The following is a 25,761-nucleotide window of genomic DNA, read 5'->3' on the forward strand; positions in this document are numbered from 1 at the left end:
GCGCCAATGCTGTTGCGGCGGCCGCGCCGATGTTCCGAGCGCGCATGAACGTTCCTCTCCTCGACTGCTCGATACCCGACTCCATCGCTGTGCGGTGGACGTCGTTGTGTCGTGTTGGGCGTTGGGCGACGGGCACGGCCAAGGGGGCGTCAACGTCCGTCGAAGAATGCGAAATGAGATTGGGAGGCCCCGCGGATAGGCGTGTGGTCAGCGTGCTGGTCCGAGCTTCGGCTTCACGCCGGCGGGAGGCGACGGGATAGGGGAAGCGGGTGCGGACGGTGCGGCCGAGTTCGTCGAGCAGTGAGGCAGCCTCCGCCCGCGGGCGCGGGGCCCGCCCCGAGGCGATCATCTTCGAGCGGGCGACTGGACCGGTCTTCTCCAGGACGGCTGACGCGAGGAGCTCGTCCGTCTCGGCTAGGAACTGTCCGGCCGGTATTGTCACGTCGGCCGGCCGTGATCGTAGCGGCCTGGCGACCGTGGTCCTCAGCGGTGTGACCGGTCGTGGTGCTCCAGGCCCAAGTAGGTGTGTTCGTGGCCATCGGCCCAGCGGATCTGGTCGAGGACCCATTGACGACGGCCTTCGTCGATCTGCGCCCGGTAACCGTCGCGGTCGTCGTACCGGATCCAGTAGCGACCTCTGTCGTGATCCCGGTTCCAGTAGCCACGACCGTCACCGGCCCAGCCGCCGAATGCGCTGTGCCGGTCCCCGCTGTGGTGGTGTTCAGCGATTCGGGTGGCAGATGTGGCGCCCGACTGGCTGCTGCTCGGATGCGTCGCCGCCGAGGCGGAGCCGCCGGTAGCGAGAAGCCCGGCTGCCGCGATGGCGGTCGAGGCGATCGCGACGGCAGCCCGATGAAAAGTTCTGCTTGTCATGATGTTCTCTCACCCCTCACCATTTGATCCCAATAGGGGGTTAGTGCGTGTTTGCCTCGCTAGGCACTGAAGACACTAACCGCAGTTTGTTGAACGATGAACCATGCCTGGCGGTGAGGTGCACCACGCGGTGAAAAGCCATTGCGTCGGAATATTTCTGCGCCCCCCGCTGTGGCGAGCCGGTTCTCGGGCGGCAGTCGGGGCCCGCCCCAGTCGGCCAGATCCGATCTCTTGGCCGTCTCGCGGGAGCAGCCGCAGCCGACCTGGGCGGAGCTGGTGGCTGAGAAGCCCCTGGAGCGGGTGGCGCCGAACTGGGTCCGTCTGCTCCGGTGGGGCCTCGGGGGCGGATACGTGCTGGTGGGCGCAGTCGGGGGCCGTCCCGGGTGGCGGCGCCCGGTGAATGTCCACTTCCGGGAGACCAGGCGCCGTGGAGGCCGTTGCGTCACACGGAGAAGCTGCAGGCCGGGCCCGTAATCGTATTTTCGAGCGGGACAGGTTGATGCCTGTTCGTTTGATCTGCAGCGGGAGGCGGTGGCCTTTCCGGCTGCGTTGCGGGCGCGGGGATGTTCGCCGAATACCGAGCGTTTATGCAGGGCGGGTCGCGCTGTACTTGAACTACTGCCGGATGCGGCGGCTGGACTGGAGGACTCCCAGGTCTCCGGGGCTGGCCGACCTGCAGCAGTGGCTGATCGAGACTCGTCTCCCGCCCCGGGCCGGCCAGGTGAGGGTCCGGGTCTGTCCGCTACCGGTCGCGGGGTACGGCGAACGCGATCATGACGGTGGTGGGGGAGTTCCTGCGGTTCGGTGCCGCCCATGGCTGGGTGCCGGCCGGCACGGCCAGGCTGCTGTCACCGCCGAAGCTGCTGCGCTTCACCACGCCCGGCGGACCGTTGCTGATCACGGTGAGGGATGGGTGAATGTCGGGATCACGGAGGCAGGTGCCCCGACCGGCGGTCGCGGTCGGGGCACCTGCTGGTGCGGTGCAGCGGTCGTCAGCTCAGCCGCGAGCTGAGTGCGTATGTGCCCAGGCCCACGGAGTAGACGGCATAGCCGTCCGCGAAGCCCTTGAATACGGCCGCCTTTGACGCCGACACGGGGCGGCCATCGAGCCGGACCCTGCTCGGGTGGACGGTCGGCACGTGGATCTCGGCTGCCGTGTTCGCCGGGATCGTGACGTCGAGTGCGAGGTCCGCGCTGTTCGGCCCGGAGATCCGCCAGGCGCTGCTGATCCGCCCGCGCGGCCCCTCGTAAGAGCCCTCGACGTGGGTCAGTGGGTGTTCCGGCGTCCCCACCAGCTTCGGCTTCACCACTATGCGCTCGTAAGCGATCGAGTCCGGCGCCTGCTGGATGCCCGCCAGGCCCGCGCTGAACCACTCGTCGATCTGGAGCAGGATCATGTGGTTCAGCGAGGAGTTGTTGTCCGGCGCGTACCAATGCTCCGGGACCGTCGTCATGCCCTTGGGATTGGAGACGGTCGGGAGCAGGAAGGAGCCATACCCCGGGCGCGTGTCCTCGTGCAGGACCTCCCAGATGACGTCGTCACGGTCGGCGGCGCTCAGCGCCCGGAACGTGGGGCCGAGCGAGATCGTCCCGCCGCTGACGTGCGGGCCGCCGCCGTTCGGGTGGTAGTCGCGGATCCGGCTGACCAGGTCGCGCAGGACGTGCTGCTTCTGCCCGCGCGGCACCAGGTCGGCTTCCAGGGCGAGCGCGTTCGCCGCCTGGGTGCCTGCCGCGCCCGCGTTGCCGTCGTTGGTGTAGGTGCGGAGTTCGTCGTTGAAGAAGCGGTTGTTGAACGCGGCCTTGATCGCGCCGGCCAACGCCCGGTAGCGGCCGGCGTCGGAGCCCTTGCGCAGGTGGGCGGCCATCTGCGCGAGCCGGTCGGTCATGAGGTAATACGCGTACGTCCCGACCAGGAGCCCGGGGGTGCTCTCGTCGTGGGCGACCCAGTCCTTGAGCGGGCCGTTCACCAGGTGTTCGTCTGCTCCCGAGCCGGCCTGGGTCGTGCGTACGTAGTCGTGATATTCGGTCATGGACTGGTAGTGCACGGCCATGGTCTCCGTGTCGCCGTGGTGCCGCCACAGCCACCACGGCGCGAGGATCACCGCGCTGCCCCAGTTGATGTCGTTCCGGTACATCGCCCACTGGCCGTCGAAGACCGGGAACTCCGGCGTGTGTTCGGGTACGAGCCCGGCATCCGGCCCGTCGACGAGCTGGGCCTCCCGCATCACCCGCTCCATGTGCGGCAGATAGGCCGACATGTCGAAGTTGCGGTCGATGGCGGGCATCGAGTGGAGCATGTCGGCCAGCCAGCCCAGCTTCTCCCGGCCGGGGCAGTCCGTGAAGATCGACATCATGTTGCTGGCGATCGAGTACCGGCTCATCCGGTGCAACCGGTTGACCCGCTCACTGGAGGTGGACACGTCGCCGGAGACCCGCGCCGAAGCGCGGACGTGGCGTGCCGTCACGGTGCCGGTGTCCGGCTGGTAGCCGGAGGGGAGGCCTGTGACCTGGATGTACTGGAAACCGTGGTATCCGAACTGGGGGCGCCACGTCTCGCCGTCCGCCGCGCCGAAGGTGGTGTACGTCTCGAGGATGCCCTTGCCCGACCCCAGGCTCGCCGAGTCGACGGTGCCGTCGGCCTTCAGCGACTCGGCCGGCTGCATCCTGACCACGGTGCCGGCCGGCAGCGACCCGTCGACGTGCAGCTCGGGCAGGGCGGCGGCGTTCTGTCCGAAGTCGAACACCCAGGTGCCGGGGACGGGTTCAGTGATCGCGACCGGGGAGACGGTATCCACGATCCTCACCGGCTGCGCGCGGCGCCACGTGAGCTTCGTCGCGAGGTTGGGCGGCGGGGCGATACCGGCGGCGGCCCAGCCGGTGGGCGAGCCGTCGCGCCGCTTCGCGCTGTCCGTCAGATCCGCTCCCGGGCGATCCCATCCCGGCTGCTCGCGGCGGGCGTCGTAGTCGCTGCCGGCGTACCAGTTGTCGGTGACAGTGGGGCCGAGGGCCGTACGCCACTTCTCGTCGGTTACATATGTATCGGTGTGGCCGTCCGTGTAGACGATCTCCAGGCGGGCGATGAGGCGGGGGCTGATCGCGGTGATCGTGGCGTTGGGGGTGCCGGAGCGGGTGACGGTGGCGCCGGAGGCGTGCTGCTCGGCCAGCGGCCTGTCGAAGGCGATGTCCGTGCCGACGGCGGTGATGACCCGGCTCTCGAGGCGGGCGCCGCCGTCGCCGGTGTCGATGTTGAGCGTGGCGCCGACGGCGAAGCCGCTCACGTTGGCTACGCGTACGGTCGTGTCGCCGGGGGCGGCCGGGGCCGCGAGCGTCGTCGGCTTCGCGATCGTGCTGGTGTACTTGCGGTACACGCTCGTCCGGCCCACGGCGGCGTTGGTGATGGAGCCGACGTTGGTGACGCCGTTGCCGAGCTGGACTCCGAGGGTGTTCCGGCCGGTGGCCAGGAGGGCGGTGACGTCGTAGGTGCCGGCCTCGACCGACTGCTGGGGGTTGGTGTTGCCCGGCTCGAGCACCGCGTCGGATATGTGGTGGCCGTTCACCGTGGCTACGTAGATGCCGAGGCCGGCGAGGTAGAGCCGCGCGTGATCGACGCGCCGGTCGCCGTCGAGCGTGAAGGCCCGGGCGAAGACGGGCAAGGGGTCGGCGTCGCTCCGGGAGGCGTGCGCGATCCACCGGGCCGGCGACCAGTCCTCCGGGTCGAGCAGACCGGCCTCCCAGGAGGAAGGGGAACTCCAGTCGGAGACCCTGCCGTCGGCGTCCCGTATCCGCACCTGCCATGCGGCCCGCTGGCGCGACTTGAGAGCCTTGCCGCCGTAGACGACGCCGGACGAGGTGCTGGACTCGACCCAGCCGCTGTCCCACAGATCGGGGGTGGGCAGCAGGCCGGGAGAGCTGGCGACGCGGATCCGGTAGGCGCTTTGCATACCGCGCTCGAGTCGCCAGGCGAGGAGCGGGGTACGGTCGTCGACGCCCAGCGGCCAGTCGGATCTGCCGCCCATTGACAGGCCGTCGACGGCGGTCGAGCCGGCTGACGCAGCCGTAGCGGTGCCGCCGAGGCCGGCACCGGCTCCTATGACGGTCAGTCCGGTGACGGTGAGGGCGGCCGACTTGAGGAAGCGGCGGCGAGGCAGTCCCGTTGGTTCGTGCCACGTCTCAGCCATGAAGCGTGCTCCTTACGGTTGCGACTCCCCGGGCGCTGCGGCGCGCTGCTCCCGGGCCGAGTGAGTGATGAATCGTTTCAATTCCGCGTGCGTGTGTTTGAGGGTGGGGCTGGGGTATGGGGGGACCATACAAGATCGGGGCGACCTTCGCGCGGAAGGTTCCACACTCGCCGCCAGGCCGCCGCCGGCGGGGAGCGGGACAAGAAGGTCGGGGTTGGACACCTTGGTGTTCCCCAGCCTTTTCCGGACTAAGAGGGCATTCGATCTGGGTAGTTGGTGTTCTGGGCTGGTCTTGTGACTGCAGGCGAAAGTGGCTCGTTGCACACTGGGGGAGTACTCGTCGTCCCTGTCGCAGTGATGTGTCCGATGCCCGGTGGGCTTTGATCGAGCCGGTGTTCACCGCGTGGCGAGCCGGGCGGACCGGGCCCGGTGTGGCGGCTCGGGTGCATGATCTGCTGGAGATCGTGAACGCGATCTTCTACATCAACCGCACTGGCATCCCGTGGGAGTACCTTCCGCACGACTTTCCGCCGCACAAGACTGTCTACGGCTGCTACGCGAAGTGGGAAGCGGACGGCACCGCACCCGGCGGGTCCACGATCTGCTGCAGGACAAGACCCGCCAAGCCCACGGTCGCACCCCTGAACCGTCGGCAGCCGTGGTGGATGCCCAGAGCGTGAAGACCTCGTTCGTCGTAGGGAGTGCGTAGACGGGTCGGCCGGTGGCGCGGAGGGGGAGGAGTTCCCGTAGCCGCGCCTCGAAGGCCAGGGCTACGGGCTGCTGCTTGTGCGAGGGGCCAACTGGTCCTAAAACTCCCTGAGGTGGCCCGACACGTGCTCAGACGCCACGACCGACGCGGGCGCCAGAGCTCGCGTGGCGGTGTGACGCCGCACGACCTCCGGGACGGGCATGGGCAACTGCGCCCCCGCACCACCCGGTTTGAGCGCGCTGCGGATCAGGTCGTGGATGGCGGCGAGCACGGCGGGCGTATTGCGGGTCCTGACCTGGGATTTGTCTTCGTCGAGGACGACATCACCTACCCAGTGGACGGTGTTTTCCACGGTTCAGTGCCCGCGGGCCCAGGCGGCGATCTCGGCCGCGTCTTTCGGACAGGACCTGGTCGGGTGTACCCCTGCCCACGTCAACCGGCGCGCCTCCCCAGCAGGGCATCGCTTCATGATGCTGTTTATCCGCTTGGACCCTCGCTACCCGGCCTCTGCGCCAAGGGCGGCGACGCAGGCCACCCTCTCAGGAGGCACAGTCCCATGAGCCGAGGCGGAGAAGTAGTCACCGGAACGGTCACGACGAAGGTCCCCGCGAGACTGGACCGCCTTCCGTGGTCGCGATGGCACTGGATGATCGTGATCGGCCTGGGCACCGTCTGGATCCTCGACGGCCTGGAAGTCACCGTCGTCGGGAACATTGCCGGCCGTCTCTCGGAAGCCGGCAGCGGCCTGCCGATCACTAGCGCCCAGGTCACGGGCGTCGCGGCAGCGCTCTATGTGGCGGGCGCCTGCTCCGGCGCTCTCTTCTTCGGCTGGCTCACGGACCGTTACGGCCGTAAGAAGCTCTTCCTGATCACTCTCACCGTCTACCTCACGGCGACCGCGCTCACCGCCATCTCCTTCTCCGTCTGGTGGTTCTTCCTCTTCCGCTTCCTGACCGGGTTCGGTATCGGCGGCGAGTACGCGGCCATCAACTCCGCCATCGACGAGCTGATCCCCAGCAGGTTCCGGGGCCGCGTCGACCTGATCATCAATGGCAGTTTCTGGCTGGGTGCGATGGGTGGTGCTCTCCTCTCGGTCCTCGCACTCGATACCGACATCTTCCCCAAGGATGTCGGCTGGCGGCTGACGTTCGCCCTCGGCGTCGTTCTGGGACTGGCCGTCCTTCTCGTACGCCGTCATGTGCCGGAAAGCCCGCGGTGGATGTTCATCCACGGACAGTCCGAGGAAGCGGAGAAGGTCGTCGATGAAGCGGAAAGGGCGATCGAGGAGGAGACGGGCCGCCCGCTCCCCGAGGCGGAGAGCGAGATTACTGTCGAACAGCGACGCAGCGTCGGCTTCATCGAGATCGGGAAGACCGTCTTCCGTGACTATCCCCAGCGTGCGATGCTTGGCTTCGCGCTCTTCGTCGGACAGGCGTTCCTCTACAACGCGATCACCTTCGGCTTCGGCTCGATCCTGGTCACGTTCTTCGACGTCTCCACCGGAACAACCGGCTACTTCTTCGCCGCCATCGCGTTCTGCAACTTCTTGGGCCCACTGTTCCTGGGCCGTCTCTTCGACACCTGGGGCCGCCGGCCGATGATCGCGGGGACCTACATCCTCTCCGGAGTGCTGCTGTTCCTTACTGCCTGGCTGTTCGATGCCGGACGGCTCGACGCCATCACGATGACGCTGTGCTGGTGCGTCGTCCTCTTCTTCGCTTCGGCGGGTGCGAGTTCGGCCTACCTCACGGTCAGTGAAATCTTCCCGATGGAGACACGGGCCATGGCGATCGCCTTCTTCTACGCGCTCGGCACGGCGGCCGGCGGTATCTCCGGCCCCCTGCTCTTCGCGGGCCTGACGCAGAGCGGAGTTGTCGGGGACGCGGCTCTCGCATTCTGTGTGGGGGCGGCCCTGATGGTGATCGCGGGCCTGGTGGCCGTCTTCTTCGCGGTGGTCGCAGAACAGAAGTCGCTGGAACAGATCGCTGCGCCGCTTTCGACGGTCACGTCACAGGACAGCGCTCTGCGCCGCGGGGCCGACGCGAAGAAGCCGGGGTCCCCGCCTGGCACGCCGACGGGGTGACGCCCTCTCAGACAGACGATCCAGCGACCCCGTGCTCGCACCTGGCACCGCTTGGGCAAGCGAGCTGTCGGCCATGCCCAGTGGCTCGCAGCGATCTCCCGGCTCACCGTCGACCACATCGAGGAGACCAACGGAGCCGTCCGTATCCGCCTCGGCGCCGTCCCCGTCGAACTTCCCGCCGAGCTACCTGCTGCGGTCCTCGCCCGCACCCTCGGCATCGACACCAGTCGCCGTCAAGTGGCAGCGAGCTGCCGCCGGGGATTGGGCCGCCTACGCAGCCGAAGTCAGCCGACGCACGACCTCGCAAGCCGTGCATCCGAGCGGAAATACCGGTCCCGAACCGGGTCACCGGGAGGACTGGACACTGGTCAGGCCGCACATAACCGACGGGGGTTGAGTAGTGTCAAGATCTACGATGACCACCATGGAACCCGTCCCCGCCCTCGCCCACCTGGACAGCCCTTTCATCAACTTCCGAGACTTCGACTTCGGCGAGGGCTCCCACGGCTACCGCTGGATCAACGCCAAGCGTTTCCAGCTATCGTCCGAGGCGCTGGACGACCGAGACGTGCTGGCGGCCTTGATCGCACATCCTCAGTTTCGGGATACCTACGACGGAGCCGGCGTTCAAGACTGGCCACGGCACGGCCAATGGTGGCTTGACCGCATCACCCCTGACGCCTATGAGACCGTCGATGCCGAGACGGCGGTCGATGTCGTCCACTCCTGGGCCAACCAGCATGGAGACGTCCCGGAAGCACTCGCATCATGCCTGCGTCAGGAGATCTCCACCCCGATCCGCAACGCAACCCGCAGATACCTGCTGGGACAGCTCCCCGAGGACGCGTTCCACGACTACGGCCCGATTCACATCGACTACCACGAACTCGTCCTCATCGACCGCCCGGCAGCGACACTCACTCTCCTCGTCGCAGCTGACGACTGACGCCGCTGCGATCAGCGCCACCGGCGCTTGAGATGGGGGTATTCAGGCAATTCCCATATCCGACTGCACCATTAGCCGTTCTCCAGGACGACCTCATCCGTTCCTATCGATCCTTCCTTGCACAGCGACGCAGCCTTCGGCCCGAGGCCGAGTACCGCAACCCGACCGATGAGGAATGGCGCGAGTTCCGGCAGCATCTCGCGCTTCGCAAAGTCGAGTTGGGCACCTGCGGGCGCCCATACGGGACTCCCTGCAAGCACGAACACGCCTGTGTTCGTTGCCCGATGCTGCGGATCGAACTGGGCCAGCGGAAGCGTCTGATCGAGATCATCCACAGCCTCACCGACCGCACCAAGGAGGCCAAGCTCAATGGCTGGCTCGGTGAAGCAGAAGGGCTCCAGGTCAGTCTCCAAGCCGCCGGCAAGAAGCTGGCCGCGATGGACCAGACCCGGGCCCAGAGCAAGACCCGGGTCACTGACCTGGGCATTCCTCAGATCAGACAACCCTGAAAACCACGCGAGGTACGGCCCAGCCACCGGCGGGGCCGCTCTCTCACCATTTCACGCGGGCGGAGTGGGCTGTTGTGCTGCGACGAGCAGGCGACACTGCAGAGCACGTTCCTGGACTCCGCTACCCCCGTCTGGCTCCACCCGATACAAGCAGGCCTGAGGCGTGCGAGTCACCGCGTCCGTCAACAGACCGCCACGGACACGCCGCCGGTGACACCGCACTCGACGACGCGGGCGCGGGGCTGGTGCTTTTGGCGCTGGGGGTGGTGAAGGTCGCGACGGTGGAGCAGTTGCGGCAGTTGGTGCTGCCGGGCACGGCCGATCTACAGACGGTGCGTAACGCGTGCAAGGACCTGCGGCACGCCGGGCTTAGGGAGTCGGTCGGCCGCATGTCCAGTCCTGGGCGAACGGTCGGCCGGTGCGGCGGGATTTGTGGAACCTGACGGCGGCCGGGCTCGCGGCGGCCGCGTCCGGGCTGGGGCGGCCGGTGAAGGAGATGGGCGGCACCGCGAGGGACGCGGCGAAGGCCGGCGCCGCGCATGCTCTGGTGGTGACGGACACGATCGACGCGTTCCGTCGGTCCCCGCCGCTGCCGACGAAGCCCGTTGCTCGCCGCACCACCCGACCTGCCCCTCAGCGGGTCCTCCCGGTTCGCCCGCGGGGGCTGGGGCACTTGCGGGGCTGGGAGACCGAGGTGGCGCTGCCGGTCACGGGGACGTTCACGACCCCGGCCAGGGGAAGCCTGCGCGCGGATGCGGTCCTGACCGCCCCCGAAGATCAGGTGCCGGTGTTGTTCGTGGAGGTCGACAACCACACCGAACCGGCCGCGGTCGTCGCCGCGAAGATCGACCGCTATCGCCGGTTCTTCCAACGCCAGGTGAAGAACGACCGGGGTCGTGACGTCCCGTTGTGGCCAACGCTGTGGGACGACTCCGGTCGCGGCGGCTTCCCGCCCGTCGCCCTGGTGTTCACGAAGGATGTCGGCGCGCAGGCGCGGATGAACCGCATCAAGACCGTCCGCTGCCTGTCCCGCACCTGCTGGCAGCCCCGCTGGGAATCCCCCTGGGCTGGTCGCCCGACACCGTCGGAGCGGGACGGCTGGTGGGACTTCACGGCCAGGACGGCCCCAACCTCGTCTGCGCAGACTGCGGTGCGGAATTCGCCACCAAGGAATCTGACTGCTGGACTGACAACCTTGTGGTGCTGACAGCCGCCGCAGTCGTCAGAACCTGTGCTTGAAATCGAGGTTGCTTGAGTGCGCCGACACCGGCAGTGCGATGGTTGTCAGTGCCAGGTGCAAGGGTCGTGGCATGCCTATGTGTGACTACTTCTCGGCCCCCGATGACGATGCAGCCATCCGCGTTCTCGATCAGCCTGGCGGACCGGACACTTCAGAGTTCGACGTGGTTCCCCTCAAGGGGATCGATCCGGTCGTGACGATGGCCTCCCTCGAAGCAATCCTCACTGGCTGCACCTATGACGAGGCATCCCGGGTTCCTCGTGCCGGCCGGCTCCTCTCGTCTCCCGATCACGAGAGCGCGTTCATCATCAGCCTGTCCGACACCCTGCAGGAGGCCCTGGCGTCCGCCGCGCATGATGGCCTGGCTGAAGCTGCCCACGCATGGGCTGAGACGGACGAGGTTCAGGCGTACGGGATCACTGCCGACACCGCTCGTGAGGTGTTGGCCCTGCTGTCCGGACTGGCAGGCCGTGCCGGCTCTGCGTGTCGACGCCTGTACTGCTGGTGGGCCCTGTAAACGGGATGAGTACGAGGGGGATGAGCAGGGCAGAGGCTGTTGCGTTGCTGCAGCGGATCATGGATGCGGACTACGTTTCCGAAGCGGAAGTCCACGGCTGGCTGGAGATGCTGGGCCGAGCCTTGGCATGCCCAACCGACCATGTCAGTGACCTGATCTTCCGGCCGATGCTCCCGGCCCGCCCCAGCGGGGGGCTTCGCCTCAACACCTTCGAGCGCTGCTTCAATCGCCTCAAAAGGCCTCTACAGTATCCCCGCCCGGCCACAGAGCCCCGCACGCCTTTACAATCCGTCGCGATGTTTGGGTGCCCGGGAGGTGTGCCCGGGGGTGGAGGGGACTCAACATGAGAATGAACCGTGCCCTCCAGCGCACTGCCGGCCTCCAGCAGGGCGGCCAAACCCACGGAGTGGCGTTGCCAGTCGACGGTCCACCCCAACGCCCCCGGGTTTCAGTCCGGTTGATCGCGACCAGCTGCTCTCCACGCCGCGCCGCGCGCTCTGGCTCCTTGCCGAGGCCACCGGGTCGTCGGAGGTTGGTGAGCCACTGTCCGACGGGTTTGTCGAGGGCGGTGGCGTGGCGGGGCGCGGCCAGAGTGCCGGCTTCTGTGTAGTAGGCGCGGGCGGCGGCGAGGTTCTCGGCGAACTGTGTGTCGGCGGTGTCCCAGACCAGGCCGAGCTCTTCCAGCTCGTCGGCCCGGGTGCTGGGCATGGTTCCGGCCCGGTACGCCCGCCGCTGACGGGTGTCGTTGTGTCTGTGCTTTCGCTCGCGCAATCACTGTGACGGCCCACGGCAACCTCCGTATCTTGGGGACATGACGGACGAGGAGGAGCCGAGGCTCTACGGGAATCGGTGGGGCGACACATCAGATCCGGCCCCAGGACGGAGCGGGTCCTACAGGGTGGACATGTGCTCGTGCTTCGACCAGACCAGGCCGCATCCGCGGGCCCGAGTCGGGTTCCACACTGAACGGCAGGACACTTCCGCCCCGGGCTGGCGACACCTGCTGGAACTGGTCGAGCAGGCCGCAGACGATGGGCGCGAAGAGTTCCGTCCCCTGATCGAGCTCAGTCCGGAGGAGCGGCGGCAGGTCATCACCCTGCCGGCGAGCATCGCGAGGCTCACGGCGGTCAAGCATCTCGTGCTCTACGGCAGCAACCTGGTCCGCATTCCGCCGGAGATCGGGGCCATGACCAGCCTGGAGGAGTTCACGCCCTACACTTCCTACCGGCTGCACTGGTTCCCCTACGAGATCAGTCGATGCCGGAAGCTGACCCGCAGCACGGTGAGCACGCGCGCGTTGTTCGGCAACTACAAGCTGCGACCGCCCTTCCCGCGGCTTCAGCCTTCCGCGGACTCCGTTGCGGACCTTGATCTGGGAAGCCTGGATCCCCGGCGCTGGGGCGCGACCGCCATGCATCGCTGCAGTGTCTGCGATCGCGCGATCGAACAGGGCGGACTCCATCAGGTGTGGATCTCACTACGCGTGGCCACAGACATCTTGCCGCTGTTGGTCAACGCCTGCTCGCCTGTGTGCGTCGCCGCACTGCCCATCGGTGCTCGTGATTACATCCCGTCACCTCACAAGGGCGGCCAAGTCGACCAGCCGGCGTCGGGCTGGGACTGAATCAGCCGAAGAACCGCCCGCGCGCGGCTCCCCGGAGAAACGAACACAGCCAAGCGCCTGAGGCCCGAATGTTTGGGCGGGGAAGTTGACGCTGCCGATGGGGAATTACGTCACCGTGGACAGGCGCCGCCCTCGTTCGGCGGGCCTGCCGTCCGAGTCCTCACGGACGAACGCGGATGATCGTCTTCCCTTGGCGTCGCTCGGTCGGGTTGAGGGCGGCGACGGCATCGTCGAGGGTCGCGACGTTGCCGATGTTCGTGCGCAGTCGTCCGTCCCGCACCCGCTGGACGATCTCACCCAGTTGGGCACGATCGGACTCGACAACGAAGTCGATGGCCAGGCCGTGGGCGGGCCGCGCCTCAGGCGGCCCAACGACGGTTACCAGTGTTCCTCCCGCCCGGATCAGGCCTGCGGATCGCTTCTGGATGTCGCCGCCGATGACGTCGAAGACCAGGTCGACTTCGCCGACGTCTTCCAGGGTGTCGTTGTCGAGGTCGACGAACTCCATTGCGCCGAAGTCGAGTGCCTTCTGACGGTCAGCGGCACGTCCGGTGCCGATCACATAGGCGCCGGCCTCTCGTGCGAGCTGCGTCACCATCGTCCCGACTGCGCCGGCCGCGCCGTGCGCGAGGACGCTCTGCCCCGCCTGGAGGTGGCCGTGCTGGAACAGTCCCTGCCACGCGGTGAGGCCTGAGATCGGCAGGCTCGCGCCCACGGTGAAGTCGACGTCGCCCGGCAGCGGCGCGAGGTTGCGTGCCTCGACGGCCGCGTACTCGGCGAGGGTGCCGTCGCGATGCCAGTCGGTGAGGCCGAGCACGCGCTGTCCCACCGAGAGACCCGTCGTGCCGTAGCCGAGGGCGGTGACCACTCCGGCCAGCTCATGTCCGGGGATCGACGGTGTTCGGTCGCGGTCGAGGCGATCGGTCCAGGTCGAGGGCCACGCCATCTCGGTCGGGACGAATCCCGACGCATGAATCTGAACGACGACATCGTTTATCGCCGGCTCCGGCTCGGGCCGCTCCGTCAGCGTCATCCCGGCTGTTCCTGCGGACTGGTCCGTCACCACGATCGCTTTCATTTGGACACCTCTCTGTATCAGTCCTCCTCGCCCGCACGGCGCCTACGGTTCATGAGCGTTAGTGGTGTCAGACCTCGGCGTCCTACCACGCTGATCGGCACGGGTGTGGAGCGAAGACATCGTTGTCAAGCGCCGCTTCGAACCGGCTCACCGCTTCCCCGGCACAGGTGGACCACTGCCGCATCTGCTCCGCCCATCGCGGAAGAGTCGGTGATCGCGTTGTTCGTTTGGGTTGGAGGGGGCAACAGTCATCCAGTTCCGGTCGATACTGTTCAAGTCGCGTGTGCACACTGGCATGGTCACTGCTCCTCGGCTTGATCGCACGGCGTGAGGCCGGTTGCTCCTGCCGCTTCGGAAGCCGCCGGTCCGGCCGACGGTCCCGACTTTCGGTGATCCCGCCGTGACCGCACCGCGCAACGAAGCCGCACTCACCGCTTGCCGGCTCACTGTCGGCTGTGCGGTGGCGGTGGCCGCGACCAGTGGTTCCGTCCCATGCCGCTCGGCTTCCGCGGCGATGGCCTTCACCTCGTCTCAATGACCACCGATCGAAACCAGTTCACACAACGATCAAGAGAGCATCTTCAGAGCACGTCAGTGGATCGAGGCTTAGACACTCACTGCTGCCCGTTGATTTCTGCTCAATCGGGCATATGGTGGATGCGCCGGAGTCGCCAGGCGCGGATCTCGCTGTAGAGCACGCATGCCGCAAGTGAGAAGAGCATGGTCTCTATGCCCGCTGACCACGGTTCAGCCACCCACCAGTGACCTATGACCACCCACCCAGCGCCGATCAGCACGGCGAGGAGGTAGTCGCGCAGACGCACGCCCAGTCGACGCACAACGTGTCGTGGTTCAACTGCCATGATGGCCCTGTGTCATCGCAGGATGATGCTTGTTACAAGCGTATGGTGATCACCTTCGCCCGGAAAGTCAACACTGCAGCAGGAACTTGGTGTTGGATCACGCATCGACAAGTTCTTCTGGTCTTGAGGTCTGGTCTCATCCATATCAGGTCGATCACGGCAACTCTTCGGCGTCGGCCAACCAACGCCGTGCTTGGCTTACTTGTCTGCTGAGGTTCAGCGCTGACCGCTGCTGTTCGCGCATGTTGGTGTCAAGGCTGATAGCAGCTTCTACACGCGGTCTTGACAAGCATCACCAACTCGGCCGGGCCGCCTCACCACCGTCGAGGACACCACCGAGACGGTCTGCGCGCGCCGCAGTTACGCCTTCGACGCGCGCACCAACCGCAAGTCCCTTACCACAGCGACAGGCACGCCCGGCGCCGACCAGACTCTTCCTGCTATTTGAACTCTTGCCTCGATATGTGCGTGATGGTCACTCGCGGGTGCTGAGGCACTGGCTTGCCAGGGTCGGCGACTGCGAGTTCAACGGGCCATGAACCACCTGGGTAGACGCCGACGACATCGGTACTGACGCGCGCTGTCGCGCTGAAGCCCCCCGAACCCTGTACGCGAATTTGGACCTCGTAAAATGCCCGGTCCGTGCCGGTATTAACGATCTCCACAGGCACGGTGAATCCCGCGCTGGTGCGGACGGGGGTATAGATCTTGGCATCCCCCTTTGAAGCGATTACTTCCTGAAGGTTCTGGTTGACAGCATTGGTCGAGGACGGCTGGGGGCTCGTCGACGCTTCTCGGGCGGCGTTGGACGTCCGCTCCTTGTCAATGGAGTCGACGGGACCCGATGAACCAGCATGGGCGGACGAGCTAATGGTCGGCGCGGAGGTCGCCTGCGTGCCGCAGCCTGCCACGAGGGGGACCGATGCCAACGCCGTGACTATCAGCGCCGCGACCGGGCCTCGGCCCTTCGTGCGGCCGCGTGAGTCAGGGGTGTCAACTAGAGGGGAGAACATGGTCAACCTGACTTTCGGTGAGTCCGGGATTCTGACGGGCTTTCATTCAAGCAACCCGTTGGTGGTGCAAGGGCCGCGATCAAGCCGGACGTCGACGTTCCAAGCGCGGACGGTTGTGACGACCAGACCGAGCAGGATCGACTGTGCGATCAGGTAGATCAAGATCTTTCGCCGTGCGCTCCAGGCTCGCACGTACTCTACGAAGCTCTGCCTCATCAAGTCCCCCTGACCGCCGTAACGATGTGGACGAGGGTAGAGCTCGCAGATCACAGGCGGCGCGTCCCTGTTCCGATCCACCGAGTTCGAGGGCCGCCATTCAGCCGCAGAGTCAGCGGTTCTCGGCGGGGTCCTCGGCTCGGGCTCGGGTGTTGGCGAGGCGGGACGGTGAACTGTCGAGCCCGGCTTCTACGATGCTGGTCATGGCATGCTTTGAGGATCTTCAGCCCCCGTTCTGGGACACCGGTAGCGACTACGGAGTGCAGTCGCCTCTGACCGGCCGGGCGGTCGGGGAGGCCGAGCGGCTGTTGAACGTCACTCTCCCCGACTCACTGTTGGGCCTGCTCCGCAATCAGAACGGTGGCCAGGTCAGCGACAGCCGGAATGCCTTCCCCACAAGCCGGCCGACCTCATGGAGTGCCGACCACGTTCCGTTCGACAGCGTGATGGGCATCGGTCACCGCGAGCGGACACTGTCCATGCTCGACAGCCCGTACCTGGTGGAAGAATGGGGCCTGCCCACGGCAGTGGTGCTGGTCTCGGGTGACGGGCACTACTGGATCGGGCTCGACTACCGGACCTGCGGCCGACACGGGGAACCGTCCGTTGCCTGGTTCGATGCGGACGACAACTCGGAACTGGTCCTCGCGCCGGACTTCCACTCCTTCATCAAGGGACTCACCTCGGCCCGGGAGTTCCAGAGTGAGCGGAGCGAAGGCGCACCCGATTGACCTCACCGGTGAAGGGTCCTCGCGCTGTCGCCACCGTGATCGACTCCAGAGCGTCAAGGCCGCCGAGACCGTCGGCAAGGACTCTCGCGGTTATGACTCCGCGAAAAAGATCAACGGGAGGAAGCGACACCTCGTGGTGGACACCCGGGGGCTCCCGCTGCTGTTCCTGGTCACCCCGCCGACATGACTGACCGCGACGCCGCCAAGGAAGTCCTCTTCCGCCTCCGGCTCATGCACCCCGAGATCACCATCGTCTGGGCCGACTCCGCCTACGCCGGCCAGCTCCTCGATTGGGCGAAAACCTACCTTCGGTTAGCGGTCAAGACTGTCAGCCGGCCCAAGAGCACCTCTGGGTTCGTCGTCCTGCCCCACAGATGGGTCGTCGAACGCACACTGGCATGGCTCATGCACGCACGCCGCCATGCCCGCGACTACGAGCGGCTCGTCCAGCACAGCGAAGCCCTCATCACCTGGGCAGCCATCACCTTGATGACAAGGCGCCTGACCTCCCGACTCAGCTGACCGCTCGGCCCGTCAGGTGTCGTACTCGCCGTTCCACGGAGCCGAGAAGCCCAACCGATCCGGGTAGAGCTCAGCCCAGTCGTCCTCGCCGTCCTCGTCCTCGGCATGGCACTCCGTGATGAGGCCGAAGACCACACCATCAACGGTGAGCTGGAACGGCTGGATCGCGATGTCGCAGTACTCACGCTCTGGGAGGCCGGCGAGGACGGAGGCCAGCCGGACTTCCGCGCGGGCAACCACGGAACTCTCGTCATGGGGACGCTTCATCTGCTCTGACCAAGTACCGGCGCACCAGATGTCGGACGCCTGGTGGTGCCCGCCGTGGTCGAACTTGTGCAGCACGACGAAGAGCCGTTTCTGCTTCTCCCAGCCGTCCCCCATCGCGAACCCATCTGGGAATGCATAGGTGATCGAAGCCAGAAACTGGCCGCCGCTGAACCGGCCGATGGTGCTCGTTCGAGAGTCCGGCTCGTGGGCGATAGGGATGATCTCAGGGACAGCCATGCCCGCACCTTAAACACCAGGTGAGCCCCGCCTCTCACTGGGTCCGAGATCGGAAACAGGCACTCACCGCAGCCGGACCACGGTGCGGGTCCCGTGTCGGCCCGACCCGGCCAGCACCTCCACGACCCTGTCGGTCTCCACCCGCGTGTACGTCTCCCTCTGCGCCCGGCGGTCTCCCGCCACGGTCGAACTGGTCAGGGCAGACCCCATACGTGCCGCGAGAACGGGTTCCAGCCGGGCCGACAACCGGATCGGACCGCCCTCGTCCCCCACCGCGAGGGCCAGGTGGTGCGGCCGGAGCCTCGGCCCCATGAACCCGACCACCAGGGCGTCGACCGTGTCCGTGTGCCTGACCTTCACCCACTTGCGGCGCCCTGCCCGGTAGCTGGTAGCGGCCGGCTTGGCGACGATCTCCTCAATCCCTTGCTTGTTTCCGCAGACACTGTGTTCCGCGCAGGTCGTGTCTCGTTCCGGCGGAACCATGTCGAGTGGTGTGTCTCCGCGATCCAGGAGAGGTTGTTGCGTTGAGAAGGAATGTATTTGGTTCCTCGAGAAGAACCATTGTGGTCTCTCACGGCCTGCAGGTCGGCGAGCCGTAGAGCACCTCTAGGGTGTGCAGCGAGAAGATCCACCGATCGGCCCGGAGATGCCATGCCTCTGCAGATGAAGTTGGGTGCGATAACACTCGATTGTCCTGATCCGCTGGCTCTTGCGGCGTTCTATCAGCAGGCCACCGGCCTCGAACTGCATCCGAAGTCGAACGCCGACTTCGCCGGGCTCAACCGCGAGGACGGACTTTTCATCGGCTTTCAGCGGGTCGACGAATACCGGGCTCCGAGCTGGCCCGACCAAACCGTTCCCCAGCAGCTTCACATCTGCTTCAACATTGAGATCGAGGACGACCTGGACGAGGCCGAGACCCAACTGCTGGAGCTGGGCGCGGGCAAGCCGGATCACCAACCTCATAATGAGGCCAAGGCGCGGGTCCTCACCGATCCGGCTGGGCATCCCTTCTGCCTGGTCAGACGCTGACTGCTCGAGCTCGGCATGGCCAGCGCGCTGCTTTCCCTTCGTCTCGACTCACCTCCTTCGGTGAGCCCGGCCTGGGCGAGGTGGTGGCGGGTGTTCAGGAGACGTCTGCCGCCCGGCACCACCCGCACGCGTCCGGCCTGCCGGTCGGCGACAACGGCGGCATGCCGCGCCTCCAGTGCCGCGAGGCGGCGGGACTTGCGGAACCACTCACTCTTCGACCGGTAGCCACCCGCCGCGCGCTTGGTGCCCTTCTCCCCGATCGGGAGGGACAGGCAGTGGCGCAGCGTCCTGATCCCGGCTGCCAGATTCTGGACGTGCGCGGCCTGGCAACGGCGCGCGAGCGCCCACTGATCGTGCGTGGCCTTGGTGATCGCACCCGCGATCCGCGACGACGACAGCACCGTCAGCTCCCGCTTACGCGTGACCCACGTCTGAGCACTGTGATCGTGGCCATCCGCACAGCGGGCCTTGAGACATGTACGACTCGGCCCGCTGTCCCCAAGCCACCCACCACCGTGAGCACCGCCCGGTTGGGCTGCGGTCCGGAGCGGAGGCCCGGCGGTCTATTCCCTGCGCCCGGCGACGAACTGCGTGGCGGCGGTGAACACGGCAAGGATCACCGCGGAGATCGCCAGCATGACGCCGGTGGGGGCGAGCAGTTTCGCCGCATCGGGGGTCGTGGCCATCAGGGTGAACAGGCGGTTGACCGGGGGCATGCCCTTGGCGAAGAGGGCTCCTATCACCAGCGCGAGGGCGGCGACCAGCGCGTACCCCTGCCGTTTGAAGACCAGCCGCGAGCACAGCACGCCGATGGCGATGCCGACGAGGGCACAGGTGAGCTGCGCCTCGAGGCCCAGGAGGAGGTCAGTCGTGGTGACCACGTAGTCGCCCATCCACAAGGGGAAGGACAGTCCGAAGACCATCAGGACGAGACAGCTCAGCAGGGCCGTGCCGATCGCCGCGACCAGGACCGTGAGCGACCGGCCGCCCGCGGTGATGACGACGATCGCCCGCTGCGGCGGGTCGTCCAGGCTCATCAGAGCGATGGTCAGCCAGGTCGAGCACACGAACAGCGCGCCGGCGGAGGAGGCGTAGGCGGGGGGCAGCGGGCCGCTGCCGTTGACGGTGAGCACGCCCATGAGGCCCATGAACAGGAGCAGCGGGGCGAGGTAGCGCTGCGTGTGCAGCACGGTGGCCAAGGTGTAGCGGATGAGCGCGATCACCGCATGTCTCCGTTCGTCGCGGCGTTCGGCGGCCGGTGGTGGTCCGTGGTCGTGCCGGTGACGCGCTCGACGGACCAGCCGTGCTGGAGCGCGGTGAACAGCAGAGCGTCGGTGGACTCGCGTCCCACGCGCATCCTGACGCCCGTGACGTCCCGGCTCACCGTCAGCACACCGTCCAGTTGTTCCCAGGCGAGGTCCTGCGGTACGCGGCCGTCCCCGCCCGCGGTCAGGACGACGTCGGACGCGGGTCGCTGCTCGGTGGCCCACGGCTCCGGTCGCCGCAACGACACGCGGCCCTTGCTGACCGTGTAGGTCCGGGTGGCGCGGGCCCGGGTGACCGACTCACGGTGGTCGGTGAACGCGACGGTGCCGCCGGAGGACGCGACCTCGGTCATGATCTCGGCGAGCACGCCGTGGGCGTCGGCGTCCAGCCCGGACCACGGCTCGTCCAGGACGAGCAGCCCGGGTTCCACCAGGAGGGCCTGAGCCAGCGCGACCTTCTGAGCGTTGCCCTTCGACAGGCTCCGCAGGGGGGCGTGCTTGCCGCCCACCAGGGCGAGTCGGTCCAGCAGCTGGCCGGCCCGAGCCGAGGCGACCGAGGTGGTCAGCCCGCGGACGCGGCCCATGTGCGTCAGGTACGCCGCGGCCGACATGCGTTCGTTGGGGGAGAACCGGTCCGGGACGTACCCGACAACGGGCGGCCGGGCGGCCACCGTGCCGCGGGTTGGCCGGGACAGGCCCACCGCGATCCGCAGTAGCGTCGACTTCCCCGATCCGTTCCCGCCTGCGAATGCCACGACCTCACCGGCCGAGGCCTCCACGTCCACGTCTTTCAGGATCCAATCGCCACGGCCATAGCGCTTGCTCACGGCTTGAAGACGTAACAACTGATCTCCTTCATCCGGTACAACACCCCCTGATGCTCGCAGATTACGGTGCCCGTCCGCTTGGCCTGAACAGCGATCCGCTCCAGCGCTCCCAGATCGGCTGGAGCAACGGGCTGTCCTACCAGCGGCTATACGAGGTCGCCCGCGGAGTCCGGGTGATGCACGGGTCGCGTGTCGAACGAGAGCGATTTGCGGTCGTCAATGGGGGCAGGATCATCCGCCTGGCCATGGAGATCGACCGGGTTGTCGACGTCCCTGGTGGGCGCCGGTCCTTCGAAGGCTGCATCCTCGGTCCTGGGCATCCGGTCCACGACCACCTGCCCGCTTGGCCCAGGTGAACAGCGAGCAGCCGGTGGCGTCCTGCGAACAGGAGTACGGGCCCGTGCGAAGGCTTCGCGCGTTCCTCAACCTCCGGCCGGGGCCAGGGGATCGACGCCAGGCCTCACGCGGGCAACAGTATCCGTTATGAAACACGTCACTGCCAACGAATATCGTCAGATCAGTGGCTTGAAATCGCCAACATCGATAGCGTCTGCCAGCATGACTGAGGAGACACTAGGCACCCTCCTGCCCGTCACGGAGCGCACCCGCCATCGACGCCTGCGGGAGCAGGGCAGCCGGAGCCGGGCGGATCTCGAGGCCATCCTGGACACGGGGTTCCTGTGCCATCTCGGCGTGGTCGTCGACGGCGCCCCGATGGTGGTCCCGACCGTGTACGGAACGGATGAGAGCACGGTCTATTTTCATGGCTCGGTAGCAAGCCGGAGCCTACGCGCCGCGCCGAACGCGTCGGTGTGCCTGACCGTCACGCACGTCGACGGCCTCGTCCTGGCGCGCTCGGTGTTCGAGCACGGGGTCAACTACCGCAGCGCGATGATCTACGGCATACCGCGAGCCGTGACCGACCCCGAGGAGAAGCTCTACGGCTTGCGCTGCCTCACCGAGCAGGTCGCCGCGGGCCAGTGGGGCTACGCGCGCCTCCCCAACCGCAAGGAACTCGCGGCGACCGCACTGCTGGCACTCCCTCTTGACGAGGCCTCCGTCAAGGTGCGCACCGGCCCGCCGGACGACGGCGACGGACCCGACGCCGAACTGGGCCTATGGGCGGGCGTTCTCCCCATGCGTACGGAATGGGGTGAACCGGAACCGGACCCGGCGCTCTCGGAACATGTCCCCGTACCGCCCCACATCGTCCATCTCGCCACTCAAGCCGTCCCCCTCGTCAGCCGTCGCACTTCACGCTGATCCGCTCTCCGAGGAGTGGGAGACCATACCGCGCGAGGCCAGGGATGCCTTCATGGCGCAGTCGCTCGTGGAGTGCACCCTCTTCGGAGAGCCGGACGCGGCACCCGGACGCAGTGTCGATGACCGTTCGGTTCGATGAGCAGCAGGGGCATCTCGACGAGGTATTCGTCAAGATCCACGGCGAGCGGCATTACCTGTGGCGGGCCGTCGACCAGTACGGGAACGTGCTGGACGTCCTGGTCCAGTCCCGGCGGGACGCGAAGGCCGCCAAGCGGTTCCTGGCCAAGCTCTTGAAGAAGCACAACCTGAAGAGCTACCAGGTCGCCCACCGTGCGTTGATGAGCTCGGTCGAGCACCGCGCCCACAAGAGGCTGAACAACCGGGCCGAGAACTCCCACCAGCTGGCTTTATTCACGAGTAGTGGCTCCGGCACAACTTCTGTGACGCCATCACTGTCCGTCACGACAACAGGACTCACTTCCGGAGGAGTTGGAAGCCAGCGTGGCCGAACATCTGTGCCGGGGCACGGCCAGCGCCGGTGGTTCGGCACCTGCCCATGGACTCGGCCCTGGCCTGGACCGCTTCCAACTCCTCCGCTGTCCGGCTGAGTACGCGTACTCAGGTGCCGTCTGCCGGGCTCCTCCATGCTGGGGCGCGAACGCCGGACCGTCTCAGGGGGACATACGCATGGACCACGCGCTGCAGCTGCGCACTGCCACGCCTCGGGATCACGACTGGATCCACGAACTGAGCCACCGCGTGTACGCGGAGGAGCTCGGCCAGCATCCGGTGGATCCGTCGGGAAGGCTGAGTGACGGACTCGACGGCGACAACGTCTATCTCGTGGCCGCGCGCGGCGAGACGCGGATCGGCTTCGTCAGCCTCACCCCGCCATGGGTCGGCCGCTACTCCCTCGACAAGTACCTGACGCGCGAGGAGCTGCCGGTCCTGACCGAGGAGGCGCCGTTCGAGATCCGCGTCCTGACCGTCGAGGAGCACTGGCGGTCCACCGCGGCGGCGCCACTGCTCATGTACGCGGCGCTGCGCTGGGTCGCTGCGCGGGGCGGCCGCCGGCTGGTGGCGATGGGACGCACGGAGCTGCTCGACATGTACCTCGCCGCCGGGCTGCGGCCAGTGGGGCGCACGGTCCGCTCGGGCGCGGTCTCGTTCGAGGTCCTCAGCGGTTCCGTGGCCGAGCTGACGAGGACGGTCGCGGAGCGCCACGGCCGGATCCTGGAGCGGCTGCGGACGGGCCTCGACTGGCGGCTCGACGTGCCCTTCGCGCCGCGTGCGGACGGCTGTGAGCACGGCGGGGCGTTCTTCTCGGCGATCGGCACCGGCTTCCGGACCCTGACTCGCCGTCACGAGGTGGTCGCGGCGGATGTGCTGGACGCCTGGTTCCCGCCGTCCCCAGGGGTCCGCGCGGTCCTCTCGGAGGATCCGGGGTGGGCGGCCCGGACCTCGCCGCCGACGGGCGCGGAGGGACTGCTCGCGGAGATCGCCGGGGTCCGCAGGCTGCCGGTGGAGTCGCTGGTCGTCGGGGCGGGCTCGTCCGATCTGATCTTCCGCGCGTTCGGCCGGTGGCTGACGCCGGGGAGCCGGGTGCTCCTGCTCGATCCGGGCTACGGCGAGTACGCCCACGTCACCGAGCGGGTGATCGGCTGCCGGGTCGACCGGCTTCAGCTGCGCCGGGAGGACGGCTGGCTGCTGGACCCGGCCCGGCTCGCCACCGCGACCGGCGACGGACGGTACGACCTCGTGGTCGTGGTCAACCCGAACAACCCGACCGGCCGCCACGCCCCGGCCGACGCGCTGCGCGCGGTGATCGAGGCCTCGCCCGTGCGGACCCGGTGGTGGATCGACGAGGCGTACCTGGGGTATGCCGATCCGGCGGACTCGCTTGCCGGGCTCGCCTCGGTCGACGCCCGGGTCGTGGTCTGCACCTCGCTGTCGAAGATGTACGCGCTGTCGGGGATGCGGGCCGCGTACCTGGTGGCCTGCCCGGAGACGGCCGGGGAGCTGCGGCGCTGGACGCCGCCGTGGCCCGTGAGCCTGCCGGCCCAGCTGGCTGCCGTGACGGCGCTGCGCGACCCCGCTTACTACTCGGAGCGCTGGGCCCGCACCCATGTGCTGCGCCGGGGACTGGCGTACGGCCTCGAGGAGTTGGACGGGTTCTCCTCGGTCGACGAGGGGGTGGCGAACTTCCTCACGGTGACCCTGCCGCCGGACGGACCGAGCGCGGCGAGGCTGGTGCGCGAGTGCCGGCGGCACGACGTCTTCCTGCGTGACCTGTCGCCGATGTCCCCGGCGTACGAGGGGCGGACCGTCCGGATCGCCGTCCGCGACACGGCGGAGAACGCGCGGATCGTGGCGGCGTGCCAGAGCGCCCTGGACGCGCTGCGCACGCCGGCTGCAGTGGTGTCGGGCGCGCCGGAACGGGTCTCCCGGTGACGGTCGCGGGTCTCGTGCCGTACCTCGGCGGGGCACTGGCGGTCGGAGGCGTCGCGGTGGCGGCGACCCGGCGCCGTGAACTGATGGTCCGTTGGTGCGTGTGGGCGCTTGGAGTGCCCCTGGTGACCGCCGCGTTCTGGCTCGGTCCACCGGGGATCGCGGTGCTCGCGGCCGTGGTCGGTGTGGTCGCGGTGGCGGAGTTCGGCGGGCTGCTCCGGCTGGGTCCGGTGGACCGGGCGGTGCTGGCCGCGGCGCTCGTCGGACTCGTCCTCACCGCCTGGCTGGCCCCCGGGGAGGTGCTCCGGGTGGCGGCGGCCGGGGCGCTTGCGATTGCCGGGGTGCCGTTGCTCTCGGGCGACGTGGAGCACGGGCTCCGCCGCCTGGGGGCGGGCCTGCTGGGGCTCGTGTGGCTGGGCACCCTGGCCGGCCTCGTATCGTCCGGCGCCCTCGGCCTCGTCCTGTTCGTGGCCGTGTCGATCGCCGACATCGTCGCGTACGCGGCGGGTCGCCGTCTCGGCGGCCCCCGGCTCTCCCCGCTGTCGCCCGCCAAGCGGTGGAGCGGCACCCTGGCCGGGGCCGCGGCCGGTCTCCTCACGCTGGCCGTGCTGTCCTCCTTGACGTGGCAGACGGCGGTGGCCGTGGCGGTCGGCGGCCCGCTCGGGGACCTGCTGGAGTCGATGGTCAAGCGGGGCGCCCGCGCCAAGGACGCCGGCCGGTGGCTGCCCGGCTCCGGCGGCATCCTCGACCGGATCGACTCCCTCCTCGTCGCTCTGGCGGTGCTGTTGGTGCTGGAGTGAGCCACGGGGCGGCGGCTTCATACGCGGCAAGCGGCTTTGGCTCAACTTCTATGGAGCATGCACTCTGAGTGATCGATGACCTCATGATGTCCTTCGTCAGGTTGCCCGAAACTGATCAGCGCTCCGGCGGCTCTGGCTGACAGTTCGAGCTGTGGACGAGGTACGACCGGAAAGTCTGCTGTTCCCATCGCTGGACATCTCGGTGTTGTCAGTGGAGATCTGGGTCATGCCGATGAAGGGTGCCGCGCCCTCCCCAGATCAGATTGCGGGGCGACGCAGCACGTCAGTGGGCTCCCAATCGCTCTTCCAGAAGGCTTCAAGCCCGTGCTCGTTGATGAACTGACGCTCCACCTCATGGATGGGGTACATCCCTTGGATGTTGATCACGTCGTGACCTTCGTGTCCCGGAACGCCAACGTCGACGCCTAGTGTCTCGTGATCCTGTCCATGTCAGTTCGAGTTGTTATTGACGAGTTTCTTCACGTTGGTCGCGACGAGCCTGACCTTCGCGAGGACCTCG

The 25,761-nt window shown here is 67.6% G+C and carries 22 protein-coding genes and 6 pseudogenes; 16 read left to right on the forward strand and 12 right to left on the reverse strand.

Going from position 1 to position 25,761, the window contains the following annotated elements; translation table 11 throughout:
* Positions 1-483: 483 nt before the first annotated feature.
* The 3 genes from ACFU6I_RS39785 to ACFU6I_RS39795 form a co-directional block, all read right to left on the reverse strand.
* Positions 484-873, reverse strand: coding sequence for a hypothetical protein (locus tag ACFU6I_RS39785; RefSeq protein WP_384376675.1), 390 nt, complete (start codon positions 871-873; stop codon positions 484-486).
* Between the two features lie 742 nt (positions 874-1,615).
* Positions 1,616-1,774, reverse strand: coding sequence for a hypothetical protein (locus ACFU6I_RS39790; protein ID WP_327249111.1), 159 nt, complete (start codon positions 1,772-1,774; stop codon positions 1,616-1,618).
* Positions 1,775-1,865: 91 nt separating this feature from the next.
* The gene (locus tag ACFU6I_RS39795) at positions 1,866-5,051 is read right to left on the reverse strand and encodes a family 78 glycoside hydrolase catalytic domain (protein WP_384376679.1); all 3,186 of its coding nucleotides are present in this window, start codon (positions 5,049-5,051) and stop codon (positions 1,866-1,868) included.
* Between the two features lie 116 nt (positions 5,052-5,167).
* Between ACFU6I_RS39795 and ACFU6I_RS39800 the strand changes: the two are divergent.
* Positions 5,168-5,572 (forward strand): annotated as a pseudogene (locus ACFU6I_RS39800) (transposase); the annotation flags it as partial.
* 42 nt (positions 5,573-5,614) lie between these two features.
* Positions 5,615-5,727, forward strand: a pseudogene (locus tag ACFU6I_RS39805) (IS5/IS1182 family transposase); the annotation flags it as partial.
* A 253-nt stretch (positions 5,728-5,980) separates the two neighbouring features.
* Here ACFU6I_RS39805 and ACFU6I_RS39810 read toward each other — a convergent pair.
* A pseudogene (locus ACFU6I_RS39810) lies at positions 5,981-6,151 on the reverse strand (ISAs1 family transposase); the annotation flags it as partial.
* A gap of 165 nt (positions 6,152-6,316) precedes the next feature.
* On the opposite strand from ACFU6I_RS39810, the gene ACFU6I_RS39815 reads away from it, so the two are divergent.
* The 5 genes from ACFU6I_RS39815 (at position 6,317) to ACFU6I_RS39835 (ending at position 11,055) form a co-directional block, all read left to right on the forward strand.
* Positions 6,317-7,843 carry an MFS transporter gene (locus ACFU6I_RS39815; RefSeq protein ID WP_384376682.1) on the forward strand — a complete coding sequence of 509 codons (1,527 nt, stop codon included), beginning with the start codon at positions 6,317-6,319 and terminating at the stop codon, positions 7,841-7,843.
* A 424-nt stretch (positions 7,844-8,267) separates the two neighbouring features.
* Positions 8,268-8,789: a hypothetical protein gene (locus tag ACFU6I_RS39820; RefSeq protein WP_384376685.1), complete on the forward strand. Its 522-nt coding sequence runs from the start codon at positions 8,268-8,270 to the stop codon at positions 8,787-8,789.
* A gap of 284 nt (positions 8,790-9,073) precedes the next feature.
* Positions 9,074-9,298, forward strand: coding sequence for a hypothetical protein (locus ACFU6I_RS39825; RefSeq protein ID WP_384376687.1), 225 nt, complete (start codon positions 9,074-9,076; stop codon positions 9,296-9,298).
* A 418-nt stretch (positions 9,299-9,716) separates the two neighbouring features.
* A complete protein-coding gene (locus ACFU6I_RS39830) occupies positions 9,717-10,505 on the forward strand; it encodes a replication-relaxation family protein (protein ID WP_384376689.1) in 789 nt (262 codons plus the stop codon).
* 109 nt (positions 10,506-10,614) lie between these two features.
* Entirely contained in the window at positions 10,615-11,055 is a 441-nt protein-coding gene (locus ACFU6I_RS39835) for a hypothetical protein (protein WP_384376692.1), read from the forward strand.
* 231 nt (positions 11,056-11,286) lie between these two features.
* Here ACFU6I_RS39835 and ACFU6I_RS39840 read toward each other — a convergent pair whose 3' ends face one another.
* A complete protein-coding gene (locus tag ACFU6I_RS39840; protein ID WP_384376695.1) occupies positions 11,287-11,763 on the reverse strand; it encodes a helicase associated domain-containing protein in 477 nt (158 codons plus the stop codon).
* Between the two features lie 103 nt (positions 11,764-11,866).
* Here ACFU6I_RS39840 and ACFU6I_RS39845 point away from each other — a divergent pair, with 103 nt between their 5' ends.
* Positions 11,867-12,679, forward strand: coding sequence for a leucine-rich repeat domain-containing protein (locus ACFU6I_RS39845; protein ID WP_384376698.1), 813 nt, complete (start codon positions 11,867-11,869; stop codon positions 12,677-12,679).
* A 160-nt stretch (positions 12,680-12,839) separates the two neighbouring features.
* Here ACFU6I_RS39845 and ACFU6I_RS39850 read toward each other — a convergent pair whose 3' ends face one another.
* Positions 12,840-13,757: an NADP-dependent oxidoreductase gene (locus tag ACFU6I_RS39850; protein ID WP_384376701.1), complete on the reverse strand. Its 918-nt coding sequence runs from the start codon at positions 13,755-13,757 to the stop codon at positions 12,840-12,842.
* A 2,295-nt stretch (positions 13,758-16,052) separates the two neighbouring features.
* On the opposite strand from ACFU6I_RS39850, the gene ACFU6I_RS39855 reads away from it, so the two are divergent.
* Positions 16,053-16,580: an SMI1/KNR4 family protein gene (locus ACFU6I_RS39855; protein ID WP_384376704.1), complete on the forward strand. Its 528-nt coding sequence runs from the start codon at positions 16,053-16,055 to the stop codon at positions 16,578-16,580.
* Positions 16,468-17,102, forward strand: a pseudogene (locus ACFU6I_RS39860) (transposase). The gene ACFU6I_RS39855 and the pseudogene ACFU6I_RS39860 overlap by 113 nt, the downstream one beginning before the upstream one ends.
* A gap of 12 nt (positions 17,103-17,114) precedes the next feature.
* Here ACFU6I_RS39860 and ACFU6I_RS39865 read toward each other — a convergent pair.
* A complete protein-coding gene (locus tag ACFU6I_RS39865; protein ID WP_384376707.1) occupies positions 17,115-17,606 on the reverse strand; it encodes a hypothetical protein in 492 nt (163 codons plus the stop codon).
* A 63-nt stretch (positions 17,607-17,669) separates the two neighbouring features.
* Entirely contained in the window at positions 17,670-18,089 is a 420-nt protein-coding gene (locus ACFU6I_RS39870) for a hypothetical protein (protein ID WP_384376710.1), read from the reverse strand.
* A 168-nt stretch (positions 18,090-18,257) separates the two neighbouring features.
* Here ACFU6I_RS39870 and ACFU6I_RS39875 point away from each other — a divergent pair, with 168 nt between their 5' ends.
* Positions 18,258-18,638, forward strand: a complete 381-nt coding sequence (locus tag ACFU6I_RS39875) for a VOC family protein (RefSeq protein ID WP_384376712.1) — start codon at positions 18,258-18,260, stop codon at positions 18,636-18,638.
* A gap of 29 nt (positions 18,639-18,667) precedes the next feature.
* Here ACFU6I_RS39875 and ACFU6I_RS39880 read toward each other — a convergent pair.
* The 3 genes and pseudogenes from ACFU6I_RS39880 to ACFU6I_RS39890 form a co-directional block, all read right to left on the reverse strand.
* Positions 18,668-19,111: pseudogene (locus ACFU6I_RS39880) on the reverse strand (IS200/IS605 family accessory protein TnpB-related protein); the annotation flags it as partial.
* Positions 19,112-19,201: 90 nt separating this feature from the next.
* The gene (locus ACFU6I_RS39885) at positions 19,202-19,861 is read right to left on the reverse strand and encodes a hypothetical protein (protein WP_384376715.1); all 660 of its coding nucleotides are present in this window, start codon (positions 19,859-19,861) and stop codon (positions 19,202-19,204) included.
* Positions 19,858-20,730 (reverse strand): ATP-binding cassette domain-containing protein, encoded by an 873-nt coding sequence (locus ACFU6I_RS39890; protein ID WP_384376718.1) that lies wholly within the window; start codon positions 20,728-20,730, stop codon positions 19,858-19,860. The genes ACFU6I_RS39885 and ACFU6I_RS39890 overlap by 4 nt, the downstream gene beginning before the upstream one ends.
* Positions 20,731-20,780: 50 nt before the next feature.
* On the opposite strand from ACFU6I_RS39890, the gene ACFU6I_RS39895 reads away from it, so the two are divergent.
* From ACFU6I_RS39895 to ACFU6I_RS39915, 5 genes and pseudogenes are all read left to right on the forward strand, one after another.
* Entirely contained in the window at positions 20,781-21,086 is a 306-nt protein-coding gene (locus ACFU6I_RS39895) for a hypothetical protein (RefSeq protein ID WP_384376721.1), read from the forward strand.
* Positions 21,087-21,288: 202 nt separating this feature from the next.
* Positions 21,289-21,993, forward strand: a complete 705-nt coding sequence (locus tag ACFU6I_RS39900; RefSeq protein WP_384376724.1) for a pyridoxamine 5'-phosphate oxidase family protein — start codon at positions 21,289-21,291, stop codon at positions 21,991-21,993.
* A gap of 149 nt (positions 21,994-22,142) precedes the next feature.
* Positions 22,143-22,391 (forward strand): annotated as a pseudogene (locus tag ACFU6I_RS39905) (DDE-type integrase/transposase/recombinase); the annotation flags it as partial.
* A 289-nt stretch (positions 22,392-22,680) separates the two neighbouring features.
* Positions 22,681-24,444 carry an aminotransferase class I/II-fold pyridoxal phosphate-dependent enzyme gene (locus tag ACFU6I_RS39910; protein WP_384376727.1) on the forward strand — a complete coding sequence of 588 codons (1,764 nt, stop codon included), beginning with the start codon at positions 22,681-22,683 and terminating at the stop codon, positions 24,442-24,444.
* Positions 24,445-24,500: 56 nt separating this feature from the next.
* Positions 24,501-25,241 carry a phosphatidate cytidylyltransferase gene (locus ACFU6I_RS39915; protein WP_384376733.1) on the forward strand — a complete coding sequence of 247 codons (741 nt, stop codon included), beginning with the start codon at positions 24,501-24,503 and terminating at the stop codon, positions 25,239-25,241.
* Positions 25,242-25,499: 258 nt separating this feature from the next.
* On the opposite strand, the gene ACFU6I_RS39920 is transcribed toward ACFU6I_RS39915, so the two are convergent.
* Positions 25,500-25,628 (reverse strand): hypothetical protein, encoded by a 129-nt coding sequence (locus tag ACFU6I_RS39920; protein WP_384376730.1) that lies wholly within the window; start codon positions 25,626-25,628, stop codon positions 25,500-25,502.
* Positions 25,629-25,761: the final 133 nt, after the last annotated feature.

Source organism: Streptomyces sp. NPDC057486 (genome assembly GCF_042802415.1).
Lineage (GTDB): Bacteria > Actinomycetota > Actinomycetes > Streptomycetales > Streptomycetaceae > Streptomyces > Streptomyces yanii.